Origin of the sequence: Alteromonas sp. KC3 (genome assembly GCF_016756315.1) — a bacterium.
Taxonomy (GTDB): Bacteria; Pseudomonadota; Gammaproteobacteria; order Enterobacterales; family Alteromonadaceae; genus Alteromonas.
Map to the genome: position 1 here is coordinate 758,036 of NZ_AP024235.1, position 16,162 is coordinate 774,197.

Consider the following 16,162-nt stretch of genomic DNA (forward strand, 5'->3'; position numbering starts at 1 on the left):
GCATTATTGTTTACCCCACCTAAAGCATATTTCAAAGCTCAATTGTTGCTTAAGGAGGACGCTAATAGTCTAAGCGGTCAATTCTAAGCACTTCTCGCGCAATTACCAACCATTGATGTGAAAAAATGCATATTATCTATCACCTAATAGAAAATATGAGCAGTAAACGCTTTTCGCACGACCTATTAAGCTTGAAAAATTTCACTCCACACCTACATCTTATTTGGATTAAGAGAGCCGTTTGATATAGTGCTCTGAAATGCCGCAGTTCATTTTGACTAAAAAATAGCGTGAGCCTGCGAGTAATAAAGCCAAGTAATGGGAAACTAAGCAAACAATGGAGTACGCGTAGATGTCTATTTGGGGGAAGATCCTCGGTGCCTTATTTGGCTTTATGTTCTTAAAGATTCCAGGTGCGATTCTCGGCTTAGTTGTAGGGCACTTTTTTGATAAGGCTTATAGCCAGGATTTCAATCAGCTTGGTGGATTTGGTCGTTTTTTTACCGACCAAAATAGCCTAAAGCAACAAGCTATTTTCTTTCACAGTCTATTTAGCGCACTGGGCCATCTTGCTAAATCAGACGGAAAGGTGACCAGCAAAGAAATACAAATCGCGACAGCATTAATGGATGAGATGCGGTTAACAGGCGATGCCCGTCGCGAGGCGCAAGATGCATTTCGCGAAGGAAAAGCACGTGACTTTCCTCTGGTTGAGACACTTAAAGGCTTTTATGAAGCGACTCATGGTCGCCGCGATATTCTTCAGGTATTTTTAGAAATTCTCATTCAGTCTGCCTTTGCCGATGGCACCTTGTCACAAGAAGAGTACAACGTACTTGAAAAGGTAGCGAAACCGCTTGGGTTTAGGCGTCGTGACCTCGACTACCTTATTTCAATGTACGAAGCAGAAATCCGTTTTAGGCAGCGCGGTGGCCCACGCTCGCATTCGAATGGGCAATATCGTCAGGGCGCTCAAGGCCAGCAGGCTTATTCAGAACAGCAAAGTATTGATGATGCTTATCGCATACTCGGCGTCTCAGCGTCAGATGATGAAAAAGTTATCAAGCGCGCGTATCGCAAAAGAATGGCTGAACACCACCCTGATAAATTAGTATCAAAAGGGTTACCTGAGCAGGCAATGGAAATTGCCAAAAAGAAAGCTCAAGACATTCAGTCTGCATACGAGCTTATTAAGCAAAAGCGTGGCTTTTAAATGAAATCTACACAACGTGAATTGACCTATGTGCCTGCAGCAAGTCAAGCGCACATTGATAGCTTCATTGAAATGCTGTGGTTAGAAAAAGGGCTGTCTGAGCACACCCAGCAAAGTTATCGCACCGACCTTACTAAATTAGCAATTTACTGTAATAACCAAGGTGTCAAAGATATTGCATTGCTTGTAACTGAGCAGCTGCAGGACTACCTTGCTTATCGGCATGAAAAGGGTCTTTCGACACGAAGCACGCAGCGTGCGCTAAGTGCCATTAGAGCTTTTTTTGTTTTTCTTATAAGTAAACAGATTCGCGTAGATAGTCCGGTATCAGCTTTATCTAATCCTAAGACGCCAAAGTCATTACCTTCGTCGTTATCACAGCAGCAAGTCGAAGACTTGCTTGCCGCGCCAGACACCGAAGATCCCATCGAATGCCGCGATAAAAGCATGCTTGAGGTTCTCTATGCCACTGGGCTTCGCGTAAGCGAGCTTGTTGGTTTGACGATGGAGCAGATTAGTTTGCAACAAGGCGTGGTGCGCGTTGTCGGTAAAGGGAATAAGGAACGCCTTGTACCTTTGGGCGAAGAGGCCATCGAGTGGTTACTTACCTACGTTAAGACGGCAAGGCCTATTTTGGCAAGTAAACAAACTGATGTGGTGTTTTTGAGTAAACGCGGGCAGAAAATGACGCGGCAAACGTTTTGGCATCGCATAAAATACTATGCGATAAAAGCGGGTATCGAGCAGCATTTGTCACCCCATACATTGCGGCATGCCTTTGCTACTCACTTACTTAACCATGGTGCGGATTTACGTGTTGTGCAAATGTTACTAGGCCACAGCGACCTGTCTACTACGCAAATATATACCCATGTAGCGACAGAGCGATTGCAAACACTGATACATAGCCATCATCCTAGGGGCTAGTTTGCACGGAAGCTCACGATCAAAGCGCTTTGCTATGATTGTGAGCAGGTTTGCGACAAGCGGCGAGTCTGCAGTATGTTGTTCTCACTGGTGTGTGTTAGCATAGCGGCAAATAAATGAAATTTTTAGGGCGTACCTAAGGTCTGATAAATAACCAAGGGGTTTTTCATTAGGCGTTGAACGACATGCCGCATAAGAGATGTGGTCGTTTTTTAGTGTAACCCAGATAAGATGTAATGGAGTAATTGAGTGAAAGCTATAAAGAAATGTTTGATAGCGAGCGCTGTTGTGGCAACGAGTTTTGTAAGTGTGATTGCCCATGCCGCTGATGAAACCGCAATTCGTACGAAGCTAACAACCATGTTAGGTCTTGAAGTAGATAGCTTTGCTGACTCTCCTGTACCTGGTCTAGTGCAAGTATCGACTAATCGCGGTTTGTTTTACGTAAGTGACAGCGGCGAATACTTACTTCAGGCTCGCGTTTTCAATATTGATGAGAATATGCGAAATGAAACGGAAGTAGCATTATCGTCACTGCGCTTAGCTGGTGTGAAAGACATGGCTTCATCTGCCATAACGTTTAAAGCAAAAAATGAAAAACACGTGATCACCGTATTTACCGACACAACGTGTGGCTATTGCCGCAAACTGCACAATGAGATTGGCGAGTTAAATGATAACGGTGTGACGGTTCAATATTTGGCGTTTCCTCGAGCGGGGTTAAATAGTCAGAACTATGAAGATATGGTTTCTGTGTGGTGTGCCGCTAATCCACAGCAGGCCCTAACTGATGCCAAAGCCGGTGACAATGTAGCAAGTGCAAGTTGCAAAAATAAAGTGGCAGAGCAATACCTGTTAGGACAAAAGTTAGGCGTAAATGGTACACCTAACATCATTTTACCTGACGGTTCACTTATCCCAGGGTATCAACCTGCTGACTTACTTGTTCAAGCACTAGAGCAAGCACAGTAAGCACACTCCTTACATTATTTTAGATAAAAAACGCACGCTTTGTGCGTTTTTTGTTTTTCTGCGGTACTATTTTGGCTGCAGTCGCGCTTGCATGACACGCAAGTGGCGACTGCACAGATATAATACTCAGCTTCATAATTTACAACGATATATAGTGGTACCTCATGATATTGCCCATTGTTCGCCGAGAGGTCTCTGGCGACTCGCTAAGCGCAGACCTTCACCCCGTAATTGATAGAATTTATCGCGGTCGTAATGTTGTGCGTATTGATGACTTGGAAAATGGTCTCAAAGGGCTAACGCATTTTAATGAGCTTAAAGGTATGCCGAAAGCCGCTCGCATGCTAGCAGATGCCGTCGAGCAAAATAAAAAGCTTATTATTGTCGGCGATTTTGACGCCGACGGCGCGACCAGTACTTCTGTGTGCATCTTAGCTATGCGAATGATGGGCCATCACAATATCGACTACTTAGTACCCAACCGGTTTGATTTTGGCTATGGCCTGAGTGTGCCTATTGTTGATGTGGCCAAGGAGCAAGGCGCTGACGTAATAGTTACGGTTGATAATGGCATTTCATGTATCGATGGTGTTGCTCATGCCAAGGCAAAGGGAATTGATGTCATTGTTACTGATCACCATTTGCCTGGTGATGTACTGCCAGACGCTGATGCGATAGTAAACCCTAACCAACCTGGTTGTAATTTTCCGTCAAAGAACCTTGCAGGTGTCGGCGTTGCTTTTTACATTATGTTGGCAGTGAAAGCCGAGTTGCAATCACGGGGATATTTCGAAAAGGCTAATATTGCTGTACCCAACTTGGCATCGCTACTTGATATTGTGGCAGTGGGGACAGTGGCCGATGTAGTGGTGCTAGATAAAAATAACCGAATTCTCGTTCATCAAGGTTTGCAGCGAATACGCGCTGGCAAGTGCCGCCCGGGCATTAAAGCGCTGGTAGAAGTGGCAAACCGAGAATGTGCTCACCTAACGTCAACAGACTTGGGATTTGTCGTAGGGCCGCGTTTAAATGCAGCAGGGCGCCTAGATGATATGTCGCAAGGTATAGCGTGCTTGCTGGAAGACGACACCATTCAGGCAAGAATGATTGCCGCGGAACTTGATGCACTTAACAAAGAGCGCAGAGAAATTGAAACGGGTATGAAGGCCCAGGCTGAGCAAACCCTTGAAAGTATGGCCCTTAATGAGGGCGAGATGCCTGAAGCCCTAGTGGTTTACCGTGAAGATTTCCACCAAGGTGTAATTGGTATTGTCGCGGGCAGGCTGAAAGAGAAGTACTTAAAGCCGGTGATTGCCTTCGCACATCAAGACGATGAGATAATTAAAGGGTCAGCACGCTCTATTCCTGGCGTACATATTCGCGATGTGTTGGATGAAGTTAACACGCGCTTCCCGGGGGTTATCGATAAATTCGGCGGGCACGCCATGGCGGCCGGGCTCAGTTTACCACTTGCGAAGCTTAAGGCGTTTGAAGACGCATTTGTCGCTATTGCCAGTCAACATATGGCAAAGCTTGACGGCAATCACGCGCTGCTTTCTGATGGAGACTTAACCGACAGCGAGTTGTGTTTGACGTTTGCTCACCAATTGCGTCAAGCGGGGCCTTTTGGGCAAGGCTTTGAGTCGCCATTGTTTGATGGTGAATTTACCTTGTTAGACCAAAGGCTTGTCGGGCAAAAACACCTCAAAATGGTGTTAAAAAGTGATGGAAATAATGAAATAGATGCAATTGCATTTAATGTGGATTTAAACGTCTGGCCCAACGCTATGGTGAAGCGGGTTCATATCGCTTACCGTCTTGATATCAATGTTTTTCGCGGTCAGGAAACGGTGCAACTTATCATTGAGCAAATCACGGCCTGCTAGCCTTCGATTGGGGAATGTCTACTATGAAAAGCGAGCGACAAAAACTCGTCGAGAAGCACCAGCAGCTAAACCAGACTGACAATGCAAAAGTGGTCTCGCATGTCCAGCGTGAAGAGAAAGACAGTGATTGGATTCGTCACACCATCATGCTTGAAGGTATCGATGTGCCTTTTATCTATCGGCGAAAGCAACAATATCAAAGTCTTAAAGGGGCACGTGTTAACGTGACGTACTACAGACAAGTGCAAGACGTCGCGGGCATCGAGTTTGAAACCATGAAAGTGGTTCGTATAAAGCGCAGCTAGCGTTTTGGCACATAAGCGCGACCCACAAGGTGGCAAAGGTATGTGCAACGTAGATTAGGTAAAAGCATCGTGGAAAAGGTATGAACAACGACTGGCTAAACGCTTATGTATTGCACCGTCGCCCTTATCGTGAAACAAGCTATATTGTTGACTTTTTCACGTTGGAAGAAGGGCGCATAAGCGCGGTGGCGAAAGGCGTTAAAAACAGTAAATCAGATAAGAAGAGCTTGTTGCAGCCATTCCAGCAATTACGTATTCAATTAAGGGGAAAGTCTGATTTAAAGAACTTGTCGCATGTTGAAAGTGTTTCACCCTCAATTTCCCTCGTAGGGACTTCACTGTTTTGTGCTATGTACGTCAATGAGCTTGCCAATAGGATCATGCCAAACGGCCTTGCCAGTGATGGCGTGTTCAATGCTTATGAACAGGCACTTATGTCATTAAGTGAGCAAGGCGACATAGAAGTTACATTGCGCCAATTCGAGTTTGCATTATTAGATGAAATGGGGCTATTACCTGATTTTACGACCGATGTTGAATATGAGATGCCTATTGAAGAAAACGGCAGCTACCATTTTCAAGCTGACGCAGGTTTTGTGCAAATGCCCGAGCATATTCAAGGGAATAGAGGCTTCCCCGGAACAGCTTTACTTTCTCTCGCTCAAGGAGAATTTACGCCACTAAGTAAGAAAGTCGCTAAAGTCCTTTGTCGCGACCTGCTAAAACCGCTTATTGGTGATAAACCACTTAAGAGTCGCGAATTATTCATGCCCAAAAGTCGCTAGCATAGCTCGCGCGCTTAACTCGCGCACTTGAAATAAAGGCTAGCCCCTCGAATTCATTACATTATTTTCTGTTAACGCATAGCATTTACGCCGCTGTAGTCTAAAAACTTTGCTACAATTGCGCGACTCTATTGGTAAACTTTTTTTGGCTGTTGCCCTTGTTCAGCCTACAAAACCCAGGTGGTGAAATGAGCACGATTTTATTAGGCGTTAACATCGACCATATCGCAACAATTCGCAATGCGCGTGGTACCCATTACCCTGACCCAGTTCATGCAGCAGATATTGCAGAGCGCGCTGGCGCTGACGGTATTACTGTGCACCTTCGGGAAGATCGCCGTCATATTAAAGATCGTGATGTGCGCATTTTAGCACAAACCATTAATACGCGTTTAAATCTAGAAATGGCAGTCACTGATGAAATGCTCGCCATTGCCGAAGAAGTTAAACCCGTATTTTGTTGTCTCGTGCCTGAAAAACGCGAAGAGCTGACTACAGAGGGTGGGCTCGATGTAGCTGGTAACTTTGACACAATTAAGGCGGCTTGTGAAAGACTAGCCAAGGCCAACATTTTGGTGTCGCTGTTTATTGATGCTGACAAGGCGCAAATTGATGCCGCTGCAAAGTGTAATGCACCTTATATCGAAATTCATACTGGTCAGTATGCAGAAGCTACTAGTGAAGATGAGCAGCAAAAAGAACTAGCACGATTGATTGAAGGCATTGAGTATGCCGATAGCTTAGGACTTAAAGTGAATGCAGGTCATGGCTTGCATTACCACAACGTAAAACCGATTGCGGCGATACCACAATTGATCGAGCTAAACATTGGTCACGCTATTATTGCTCGCGCGGCGTTTGATGGGCTACATACCGCAGTTGCCGATATGCGTAAGCTCATGTTAGAAGCTCGCGCTGGTATTTAAAATTCGCAAAAAAGGTAGGGTTTTAACGTGGCAATAGCGGGTCTAGGGACCGATATTATTGAAATAGCGCGCTTAAGCAGTCGCTCAGGTGGTGATAGCGTAAACGAACGCTTAGCTAAGCGTGTACTTACGCCCGCCGAATACCAACAATTTTGTGAACACAAAACGCCTATGCGGTTTCTCGCTAAGCGTTTTGCGGCCAAAGAGGCGGCAGTAAAGGCCTTAGGGACCGGTATCGGCAACGGCATTAGCTGGCAGCATATCGAGGTGACAAACGACGAGTTGGGTGCACCTCGTTTAACGTTTTCTGGTGAGTTTGCATCGCGCTGCGAAGCGAGAGGGATTGTCAGCGCTCTCGTCAGTATTTCAGACGAGCAGCACTATGCTGTTGCCACTGTCATTCTTGAAACCCTTTAATAGCATATCAGCCACCGGAGATTCACTTGGCAAACTTGTTTAAGCAATCGCGCGACAAACAAAAAAAAAGTACCGTGCAAGGTACAAAAAAACGAACCAGTGCTAATTCACAGGTCGCTGGGCTGCGTTTCAAAAAATCACTTACATCAGAAAAACAAACAGACGCTAAGGCACAGGGTTCGGATATCGAGTCTGGACACGTGAGCAATAAAAGTCGTGTTTCAATCGATGCATTAGATTGGATGGGGCAAGGTGTTGTTCGCGGAAATCCGGTGATATTTGTCGAAGGGGCGCTACCAAATGAAACCTGTGAAATAGAAATAACGGCTAGCAAAAAGCAGGTAGCCAACGCTCGCGTAAGTCGTGTAATCAATGCCTCCTCTGATAGAGTTACGCCATTTTGTCCGGTATTTGAACAGTGTGGCGGATGTCAATTACAGCATATAGATGCAGAAGCGGCGTTATTACATCGCGATCAAGCATTAAAAGACATGCTTATGCGACAGCTGGCGATGGACCCTATTATTTGGCAGCCGCCGCTATCGGGTAACCGAGAGCAATACAGAAGAAAAGCAAGGCTTGCTATTGATGCGCGAAACATCAACCGCATTAAACTTGGCTTTCGAGAAGCAGGCAGCAACAAGGTTGTGAATATTGATGCTTGCCCAATATTGGTGGACCCACTCAAGATGTTACCGAAAGCCCTGCGCGATGCGCTTGAAGGCTTTGAAAGCGCTAAACACATAGGGCATATAGTACTGGTTGCGGGCGATAACATCACGCAAGTGACTATCAAGCATACCAAAGCCCTCGAAAATGAACTTATTGAAAACCTTGTGGACTTTGCACTGAGCAACCAGGTTTACGTGGTGCTGGAAAATAAGAAAGGCACGTTAATACCGCTTCAGGTAAAAGGGCAAACTGCGCAAGATGTATCTATTGCAACTGCTGAAGGTTTTACTTTAAGCCCTGCGCCTAACGATTTTATTCAAGTAAACGGGCCGGTGAATCAAGAAATGATAGCCCAAGCGCTTGCTTGGTTGGCACCACAACGCGGCGAGCGTATTGCTGACTGGTTTAGCGGGTTAGGTAATTTCACCCTGCCCATGGCTAAAACTGGGGCTCAGATTCAGGCAATCGAAGGGGTTGCCGAAATGGTGGCGCGGGCAAAAGAGAATGCACTTAAACAGGGCATATCTAACGTCGACTGGCTGCATTTAGATTTGTCGAATAAAGACAATGTTAAGCAGGCACTTAGCACCGGCTTTGATAAGGTATTGCTTGACCCCTCAAGGGAAGGGGCCTTGACGGTATGTCATGCACTTGTACAAGCACTACCAAAAGCGATAGTGTATGTTTCTTGCAACCCCAGTACGTTTTCTAGAGATGCAAAAATACTACTAGAGGGCGGCTACCACATGGAAAAGGCAGGTGTAGCAGAAATGTTTCCCTACACACATCACATGGAAATGATGGCTTTATTTACGCAGCGCAGCAGTAACGAGTAACGGATATGGTATCAACACGTAAGGTACACGAAGCCGATAGACCACCGTTTGAAGCGTGGTTAGACAGTTTGAATTTGACCGCTGAGACCAAAGAAAAGCTCACCGCGGTTTCAGATATTCCTGAGCGACTCCTTGTCGGTCAGGAAATGGTTGAAATTCTTTGTCAGCTCAACATGGACGACGCCACTCTTCAAGCAGCGTTAGTATTTCCATACTGTGAACAGCATGCGTTAAGCGAAGTCGATATCTTTGAGGAGTTTGGCGCTGAAATACGTGACCTCGTCGTGGGTGTACGTCGCATGGATGCAATAAAATCACTGCACGCGCGCAAGGTCAATGGTTCTGGATTTGCTGAAAAATCCGATGAGCAGCATATCGATAGCATACGACGTATGCTGTTGGCGATGGTGGAAGATGTGCGTGCTGTGGTTATTAAAATGGCAGAGCGCATTTGTGCACTTCAGCAAGTCAAAAAGGCTGATGAAGAAACCCGTGTAATGGTGGCCCGAGAGTGCGCAAGCATCTATGCGCCCCTTGCTAACCGTTTGGGGATAGGCCAGCTCAAATGGGAATTAGAAGATCTTGCGTTTCGTTACTTACATCCAATAACTTACAAGCAGATCGCGCAGCAATTAGACGGTAAACGCAAAGCGCGTGCCGAATATATAGATACGATTGTTAGCGATTTGCAGGGGATACTTGATAGCGAGCATATACGCGCTGAAGTGTACGGGCGCCCAAAACACATATTCAGTATTTGGAAGAAGATGCAGAAAAAGCGTCTTACTTTCGAGCAGCTTTTTGATATTCGTGCGGTTCGTATTATCGCTGAACGCCTGCAAGATTGTTATGCGGCATTGGGTACGGTTCACGCTAGTTATAAGCACTTACCTAACGAGTTTGACGATTACATCGCTACGCCAAAACCCAACGGCTACCAGTCTATACATACGGTAATCGTTGGTCCCGAGGGTAAATCGGTTGAAATTCAAATACGCACTCAGAAAATGCATCAAGATGCCGAGCTAGGTGTCGCCGCGCATTGGAAATACAAAGAGGGCAGTACGGGCAAGCAGTCTGGCTATGACGAGCGCATTAATTGGCTTCGCCGGATACTAGCATGGCAAGAAGAAGTGGCGGAATCAGGTGATCTAGTTGAAGAACTGCGCAGCCAAGTGTTTGATGATCGGGTTTATGTGTTCACACCAAAAGGCGACGTTATCGATTTGCCGCAAGGCGCTACGCCCCTTGATTTTGCCTACTATATTCACAGTAATGTAGGCCACCGCTGCATTGGGGCTAAGGTAAATGGTCGTATTGTGCCCTTTACCTATCTTCTGCAAAGTGGCGATCAAATAGAAGTACTTACAGGCAAGGAGCCAAATCCAAGTCGTGACTGGATGCACCCAGGGCTTGGTTATGTGCATTCTTCTCGTGCCCGCGCAACAATTCATTCGTACTTTAAAAAGCAAGATCGCGATAAAAATTTAGCGGCGGGCAAAGAGCTGCTTGAGCGTGAACTTCAGCGAGCGCATTTGCCAGCAAAGGTACCTGCAGAAGCATTTGAAAAGTTTAACTTACAAACCGTGGATGACCTATACACGGCGGTAGGCGCCGGTGATGTGCGCGTTATGCAGGTGATTAACTTTATCCATCACCTGCAAGAGCCTGTTCAAGCCGAACCTGAAATAAGTCCGAAGGTGAAAACCAGAAAAACCGCAGCAGGCAGCGGCAAAAAAGACGCTGTGGTGGTGCAGGGTGTAGGCCATCTAATGAGTCAGTTGGCGAACTGCTGTAAACCCGTGCCGGGCGAGCCTATTTTGGGTTATATCACTCAAGGACGAGGTGTTAGCGTGCACAAGGAAAGCTGTGATCAGCTTCAGCATTTGTTATCACAACACCCAGAACGCCAAATTGAGGTCAATTGGTCTGAAGAACTGAAAGTGGGTTTTGAAACTGGAATTGACATTTTCTGCCACGATAGAACGGGCCTGCTGCGCGACATCACCACCGTATTGGCAAATGAAAATGTGCCGTTACTGGGTGTAAACAGCCTAAGCGATAAAAACAGACAAACCGCGCTTATTACAATCTCTATCGAAGTACAAGATTTAGACACAGTGTCTAAAGTACTTACGCGTTTACGACAGCTTAAAGGCGTGACAGATGCAAAACGAAAGCAAGCTTAAGGAAAACAAGCGCAAGGAAAGTAAACTTAAGCTTAGTGAAACCAAGCGGCTTCTTGCCATTATGGCGCAGTTGCGCGACAAAGAGTCGGGGTGCCCATGGGACGTGAAACAAACCATGGAAAGCTTAACGCGCTACACCATAGAAGAAGCCTACGAAGTGGCCGACGCTATTGCCAGCGGTGATATGGGCGACATTAAAGACGAATTGGGCGATTTATTGTTTCAGGTGGTGTTTTATGCACAGATAGCCAAGGAACAAGATGCTTTTACCTTTGATGACGTGGCGCAAAGCATTAGTGATAAGTTAGTGCGGCGACACCCTCATGTGTTTGGTGGCACTAATAGCGGTGATGCGTTAAGTGATGCGTCGCTTAATGCTCAATGGGAAGCGATAAAAGCGCAAGAGAAGCGTGCTAAAAAAGCGACAAGCAACAGTATTTTAGATAACGTACCCTCAGGCATGCCTGCACTTATGCATGCGCAAAAGCTACAAAAAGCATGTGCAAAGGTGGGCTTCGACTGGCCTGAAGTAATGCCCGTTCTTGATAAAGTGCGCGAAGAGGTCGATGAAATAGCGCAAGAGATTCATATTGCATCAGAGAGTGAATCTTCAGAGGCTGGCGACACATTACCCCTTAATCACGACGCCATAGAAGAAGAGATTGGCGATGCACTGTTTGCGATGGTCAACCTATCGCGTCATTTAAAAGTGGATGCCGATAAGGCACTTCGCAAAGCCAGCAATAAATTTGCAGCGCGTTTTAAGGGTGTTGAGCAATTGGCCCGCGAACAAGGTACTGAACTCGATACAATGCGCCTAGAGGAAATGGAAAGCCTTTGGCAAACCATCAAGCGCAATAGCTAAACTATTGCGCGTTCAAGCTAGCCAACAAATTTATACTAAGCGCGTTACTTGGTTTACAAATAACGCGATAACCACACCACAAAACAAATAGCCGACACTGCAAAAACGGGTAGGGTGCGTATTTGCGCCTTCGTCAATGCGGTGCTTTTGGTTCGTTTCCACGTCATCATTACGCCCGTCGCTGATAGCGCGGTAAGTCCCAACCCGAAGATAAACCATATAGCTCTGGTGGCAAGCCCTCCAAAATACCCAAAATGAATGGGGTCGGCATACTCATTAATATAATTCGTCCATGCCATATTGTCCGGAGACTGCACAGCAATGACTTCGAGGGTGACTGGGTCGATATCGACCTTGTGCGCGCGGTCTCGCAAAAGCGGGTTGTCGCCGACTCCTTTAAAGCGCAGTGTGCTTTTGGGTGAACTAGGGAACTGAATACTGGTGATTTGCCAGTTATCGATCGCACTCTCAGCAATCCTCACCGCTTTATCAAGCTGATGTGCTGAAATAGGGGCGTTGTACTTTTCGTGAATACTATGGGTTAATTTTGGGGCGGGTGGTTCAAACCGAGTGCCGCCGACCGCTGCGCCAAATTCAAATAAATACCACCAACTCGTTAAAACAATAGTCACGACAAACCAAATTGCCCATAGCCCACACACTTTATGTAAGTCACTTAGCAGTATTCGAGGACCTTGGCGAAGTCGCAGACGAGTGATAGCTGTTTTCCAATTGCGGGTGGTCTTCAGGCCCGTGTAGAGTGATATTGCTAAAATAAAAGCAAAAAAGGTGACAGTGGGCATGCCCAAATAATTAGGCATAAATAAGTAACGATGAAAATCTCGCAAAAAGCGTTGTACGGTAAGTAGCGGAATGTCGCCTTTAACCTCATTAGTATACTGGTCTACATGAATAAACCTGTCTTTACCATCTTCAAATTGCGCGCGTACGCGGTAGGTAAAATAATCGCTTCCCATTGTCGAGATAGACTTAATTTTTATCTCTGATGCATGGCGAGAAGCGGCGTCATAAATCGCTGACCAGTTTGGTGCTGAGCCAGTACTACGGTTCTCGCTCGTCGCGCGCATTTCGTCGAAAATAAGCCAGTCTATTTCATTTGATATAGTGGCAAACGTCCCTGTAATTAAAATAACAAACATAACAATGGCCAACTGAAATCCAACCCATGCATGCAAGTTATAGAGCTTTTTAAGATATTTACGCTCTCGCGTTTTAGACATGACAGTGACTCAGTTATTTACATTGCTTTGCGCTTAATAAATTAAAAGGCAACGCAGCAAAGTACGTCGCCTTTTAACTTGTGCAGTCTTACCACTTATAGGTAAATTCTACGAAGCCATTACGCGGGTTGCCAGGGAAGTGACCGGTACGTGACAAGAAACCGGACTCGGCATACTCTCTATCAAATAGGTTATCAATTCTAAACAATACGCTGTAGTTTTCGACTTCCCAGGTAATAGAGGCATCTGCCACAAAATAAGATTTAACTGTTTGCCCAGACAAGCTCAGCTGTTCATCAACGTAGTTGCCGCCAAAAGCGAACGCAAGATCCCACTCAGGTACTTGATAGCGCGTCCAAAAACCTAACTGGTTTTCAGGGGCATTGGCAAATTGGTCTCCAACGCTATTTCGTATTGTAGTACCACCATTGTCAGCGGTAATGCGTGCATCGTTATAGCTGTATGCCACGCTCATGATCCAGTTTGGCGTAATGTCAGAGATAACTTCTATTTCTATACCGTCACTGGTGACTTCGCCCACAGGTGCAAGGTTATCGATACCGTCACCTTCAGGATCAAGACCTGTATTTTGCAGTAGGTTTTGACGTTTGATTTGATACACCGCCATGCGAAGTAACGTCGTTTCGTCGAACAACTCGGCGTTCACACCACCTTCAATGATTTCACCTGTGGTGGGTTCAAAGGGCCCTCCTGCTTGTTGAGTCTGACTTGTTACAGCTTGAGGTTCATAAGAGTCAGCCCACTGACCATATAGTGAGATGGAAGGGGTGACTTTATAAATTGCTCCCAAACGATAGGTAACGTTGTTGTCATCGAACGCAGTGCCATTTGAATCGTCTTCAAACGTGTCATAGCGCACACCGGTAACAAGCGTAAATTTGTCCCAAGCAAGTTCATTAAGTACATATGCACCGTTGCGCACCTGTTCTGTCGTACGAGGGGCTCTAAACTGCACATCATAGTTGCTAGGTTGAGACTCACCGTAGTTAGGAGAGGTCAGCCTAAGCGGAATAATGTCTGAGTCCAGTGAAGTTCCCGCTAAATAGCGCTCTACAAAATCGGCGCTAAATGCAGTACCACCTAACAATGCATCTTCAGTGCCCTTATACAAGTCAACACCAAAAGCAGTACGTTGATTAGCGTTAAACAGCGTTCCCTCGTAGACAAAGTTTGCCGCGAAACTTATCTGCTCTTGTTCACGTAGCTGGTCTCTGAATTCTCTACCGACCAGATCGATTGCACCATCTCCGTCACTATCAATTAATGCACGGGGCTCGTGATAGTTTTGCTCTTGCTCATTATCAATATAGCGAAGCTTAGTGTCGTAACTCATTGATGATGTTATTTGGCCTTCAAGTGATAGCTGTACAACATCTGATCGTAGATTCAAGAAGTCGCTGGCTTCATTGTGGTTCCAAGCGCGGTCAGTTAAGAAGTTTCCTGCGTCATCTGTGGGCACACCACGCAGTCGATTGCCATCAAGATCCTGCGAATAATGCGTATATTGAGCAGTGAACAAATGATTGTTTAGATCATACGAATAGCCTGAATCAAAAATAAATACTTCGCTTGCGCTATTGTCGCGATAGGTATCTTGCTCTTCGTAAAAAACACCTAAACGTCCGTTTTGGTTGTCGCTTAATGCACCGGTAATTTCGCCTGAGCCACCAACGCGAGAGTGCGAGCCTGCAATCGCGCGCGCATTGGCGCTAAATTCTGACTGTGGTTTTTTGGTCACATAATTGAATAGTCCACCTGGCGCGCCAGCACCGTAAAGCATGCCAGCAGGGCCTTTTAGGAAGTCGAGCCTTTCAACATTGAACAGTTGTGGCACGTTAAACCCTACGTAGGGGTCACCGCGTAAGCCGTCAAAGAAAATTTCTTCTTGCCTAAACCCTCGGGCGGTAACGCCTGCATAGCTAAACTGGCTTACGCCAGCAATGTTTCGATAAATATCCTTAGCGTTTCTTGCACCTTGGTCACGAATAAGGCTTTCGTTGATAGTGGTAATTTGCTGGGTAGAATTCAGCGGGTCAACACTGAGCTTACCTGTGGATGATTCTCCGTTGCGATAAAGGTTTAACGCCCGGCTAGTCACGACTACACGCTCTACCTCTTTAGCATTTGCGTTGTTGGCCTCTTGCGGTGTGTTTTGTGTTGTAGTTCCGCTTTCTTGAGCAAAGGCGTTGGTTGCCAGCGCGGCGGTAATAACTGCAGCTATATACTTCATTGATACTACTGTCCAATATCTAACGTTAACAAAGGGGTTAAGGTTGGCTCTTAAACTTTAGTGTAAATGATAACTGTTATTATTTTCATTTTCTATAGTGTATTGGCTCAGAATCGTCAATTAGTATTAGCGATTTCTTTTACTGTTTGATTTGTCGCAATGCACACAGCAGTGAAATAAGCTATGGTTAACAATGTACTCGTAAAAACACTTTTTATTGCAGCAAGTTGGCAATATCGTTAAAAAAGTTAAGGGCAAGCTGTTGCTGCAGTGAATGGCATATTCTTGGTATGTAAAGTCTATGAGAAAACCGTTTTATCTTTTGTGTGGTTTTGTACTTACTTCACTTGGAGTGGTTGGCGCATTCTTACCTATTATGCCAACAACAGTGTTTCTTATCGGCGCACTTTATTGCTTCACACAGTCTTCGCCGCGTTTGGAGTTATGGCTAGTAAATCATCCTCGATTTGGCCCTTCTTTGCAGGCGTGGCGGCGTCATGGTGCGATTTCTAAAAAAGTGAAGTGCATTGCCTGTTGCAGTATGTTGTTAAGTTTCGCGGGGCTGTGTTTATTTGCTTCTATGCCGTTACTTGCTTATATCTGTGTTGCAATTTTTATGGGATGCGGCGCGTATTTTGTACTCACGCGCCCAAGTCTTGTTGTTCATTAGCGAGCAA

14 protein-coding genes are annotated in these 16,162 nt (G+C 45.7%); 12 read left to right on the plus strand and 2 right to left on the minus strand.

Translation table 11 applies throughout. The annotated features are described in order from the left end of the window. Positions 1–352 precede the first annotated feature (352 nt). The 11 genes from djlA (at position 353) to mazG (ending at position 11,993) form a co-directional block, all read left to right on the plus strand. On the plus strand, positions 353–1,213 hold the full coding sequence (djlA, locus tag JN178_RS03345) for a co-chaperone DjlA (RefSeq protein ID WP_202263639.1): 861 nt from the start codon (positions 353–355) through the stop codon (positions 1,211–1,213). Next, positions 1,214–2,140, plus strand: coding sequence for a site-specific tyrosine recombinase XerD (gene xerD / locus JN178_RS03350; protein WP_202263642.1), 927 nt, complete (start codon positions 1,214–1,216; stop codon positions 2,138–2,140). It begins immediately after the preceding gene. Between the two features lie 249 nt (positions 2,141–2,389). Further along, positions 2,390–3,112, plus strand: coding sequence for a bifunctional protein-disulfide isomerase/oxidoreductase DsbC (gene dsbC / locus JN178_RS03355; RefSeq protein ID WP_202263652.1), 723 nt, complete (start codon positions 2,390–2,392; stop codon positions 3,110–3,112). Between the two features lie 164 nt (positions 3,113–3,276). Beyond that, entirely contained in the window at positions 3,277–4,998 is a 1,722-nt protein-coding gene (gene recJ / locus JN178_RS03360; RefSeq protein ID WP_202263654.1) for a single-stranded-DNA-specific exonuclease RecJ, read from the plus strand. A 23-nt stretch (positions 4,999–5,021) separates the two neighbouring features. After that, positions 5,022–5,303 (plus strand): hypothetical protein, encoded by a 282-nt coding sequence (locus JN178_RS03365; protein ID WP_202263656.1) that lies wholly within the window; start codon positions 5,022–5,024, stop codon positions 5,301–5,303. Between the two features lie 80 nt (positions 5,304–5,383). Beyond that, positions 5,384–6,088, plus strand: coding sequence for a DNA repair protein RecO (gene recO / locus JN178_RS03370; RefSeq protein WP_202263659.1), 705 nt, complete (start codon positions 5,384–5,386; stop codon positions 6,086–6,088). A 188-nt stretch (positions 6,089–6,276) separates the two neighbouring features. After that, positions 6,277–7,014: a pyridoxine 5'-phosphate synthase gene (gene pdxJ, locus JN178_RS03375; protein ID WP_202263662.1), complete on the plus strand. Its 738-nt coding sequence runs from the start codon at positions 6,277–6,279 to the stop codon at positions 7,012–7,014. Between the two features lie 27 nt (positions 7,015–7,041). Beyond that, entirely contained in the window at positions 7,042–7,431 is a 390-nt protein-coding gene (acpS, locus tag JN178_RS03380) for a holo-ACP synthase (protein WP_202263665.1), read from the plus strand. A gap of 26 nt (positions 7,432–7,457) precedes the next feature. Beyond that, positions 7,458–8,939 (plus strand): 23S rRNA (uracil(1939)-C(5))-methyltransferase RlmD, encoded by a 1,482-nt coding sequence (rlmD, locus tag JN178_RS03385; RefSeq protein WP_202263675.1) that lies wholly within the window; start codon positions 7,458–7,460, stop codon positions 8,937–8,939. Positions 8,940–8,944: 5 nt separating this feature from the next. Then, positions 8,945–11,128, plus strand: coding sequence for a GTP diphosphokinase (gene relA / locus JN178_RS03390; protein WP_202263677.1), 2,184 nt, complete (start codon positions 8,945–8,947; stop codon positions 11,126–11,128). Further along, complete coding sequence (gene mazG, locus JN178_RS03395) at positions 11,106–11,993, plus strand: nucleoside triphosphate pyrophosphohydrolase (protein WP_202263679.1); 888 nt, start codon at positions 11,106–11,108, stop codon at positions 11,991–11,993. Before relA ends, mazG begins: the two co-directional genes overlap by 23 nt. 53 nt (positions 11,994–12,046) lie before the next feature. Here mazG and JN178_RS03400 read toward each other — a convergent pair whose 3' ends face one another. Further along, positions 12,047–13,234: a PepSY-associated TM helix domain-containing protein gene (locus JN178_RS03400; RefSeq protein WP_202263681.1), complete on the minus strand. Its 1,188-nt coding sequence runs from the start codon at positions 13,232–13,234 to the stop codon at positions 12,047–12,049. Between the two features lie 88 nt (positions 13,235–13,322). Further along, complete coding sequence (locus JN178_RS03405) at positions 13,323–15,485, minus strand: TonB-dependent siderophore receptor (RefSeq protein ID WP_202263683.1); 2,163 nt, start codon at positions 15,483–15,485, stop codon at positions 13,323–13,325. Between the two features lie 301 nt (positions 15,486–15,786). Here JN178_RS03405 and JN178_RS03410 point away from each other — a divergent pair, with 301 nt between their 5' ends. Further along, entirely contained in the window at positions 15,787–16,155 is a 369-nt protein-coding gene (locus tag JN178_RS03410) for a YbaN family protein (protein ID WP_202263685.1), read from the plus strand. Positions 16,156–16,162: the final 7 nt, after the last annotated feature.

Coding starts and splice junctions, on each gene's coding strand:
- djlA (WP_202263639.1), top strand. CDS start 353: ATGTCTATTTGGGGGAAGATCCTCGGTGCCTTATTTGGCTTTATGTTC.
- xerD (WP_202263642.1), top strand. CDS start 1,214: ATGAAATCTACACAACGTGAATTGACCTATGTGCCTGCAGCAAGTCAA.
- recJ (WP_202263654.1), top strand. CDS start 3,277: ATGATATTGCCCATTGTTCGCCGAGAGGTCTCTGGCGACTCGCTAAGC.
- JN178_RS03365 (WP_202263656.1), top strand. CDS start 5,022: ATGAAAAGCGAGCGACAAAAACTCGTCGAGAAGCACCAGCAGCTAAAC.
- recO (WP_202263659.1), top strand. CDS start 5,384: ATGAACAACGACTGGCTAAACGCTTATGTATTGCACCGTCGCCCTTAT.
- pdxJ (WP_202263662.1), top strand. CDS start 6,277: ATGAGCACGATTTTATTAGGCGTTAACATCGACCATATCGCAACAATT.
- relA (WP_202263677.1), top strand. CDS start 8,945: ATGGTATCAACACGTAAGGTACACGAAGCCGATAGACCACCGTTTGAA.
- mazG (WP_202263679.1), top strand. CDS start 11,106: ATGCAAAACGAAAGCAAGCTTAAGGAAAACAAGCGCAAGGAAAGTAAA.
- JN178_RS03400 (WP_202263681.1), bottom strand. CDS start 13,234: ATGTCTAAAACGCGAGAGCGTAAATATCTTAAAAAGCTCTATAACTTG.
- JN178_RS03405 (WP_202263683.1), bottom strand. CDS start 15,485: ATGAAGTATATAGCTGCAGTTATTACCGCCGCGCTGGCAACCAACGCC.
- JN178_RS03410 (WP_202263685.1), top strand. CDS start 15,787: ATGAGAAAACCGTTTTATCTTTTGTGTGGTTTTGTACTTACTTCACTT.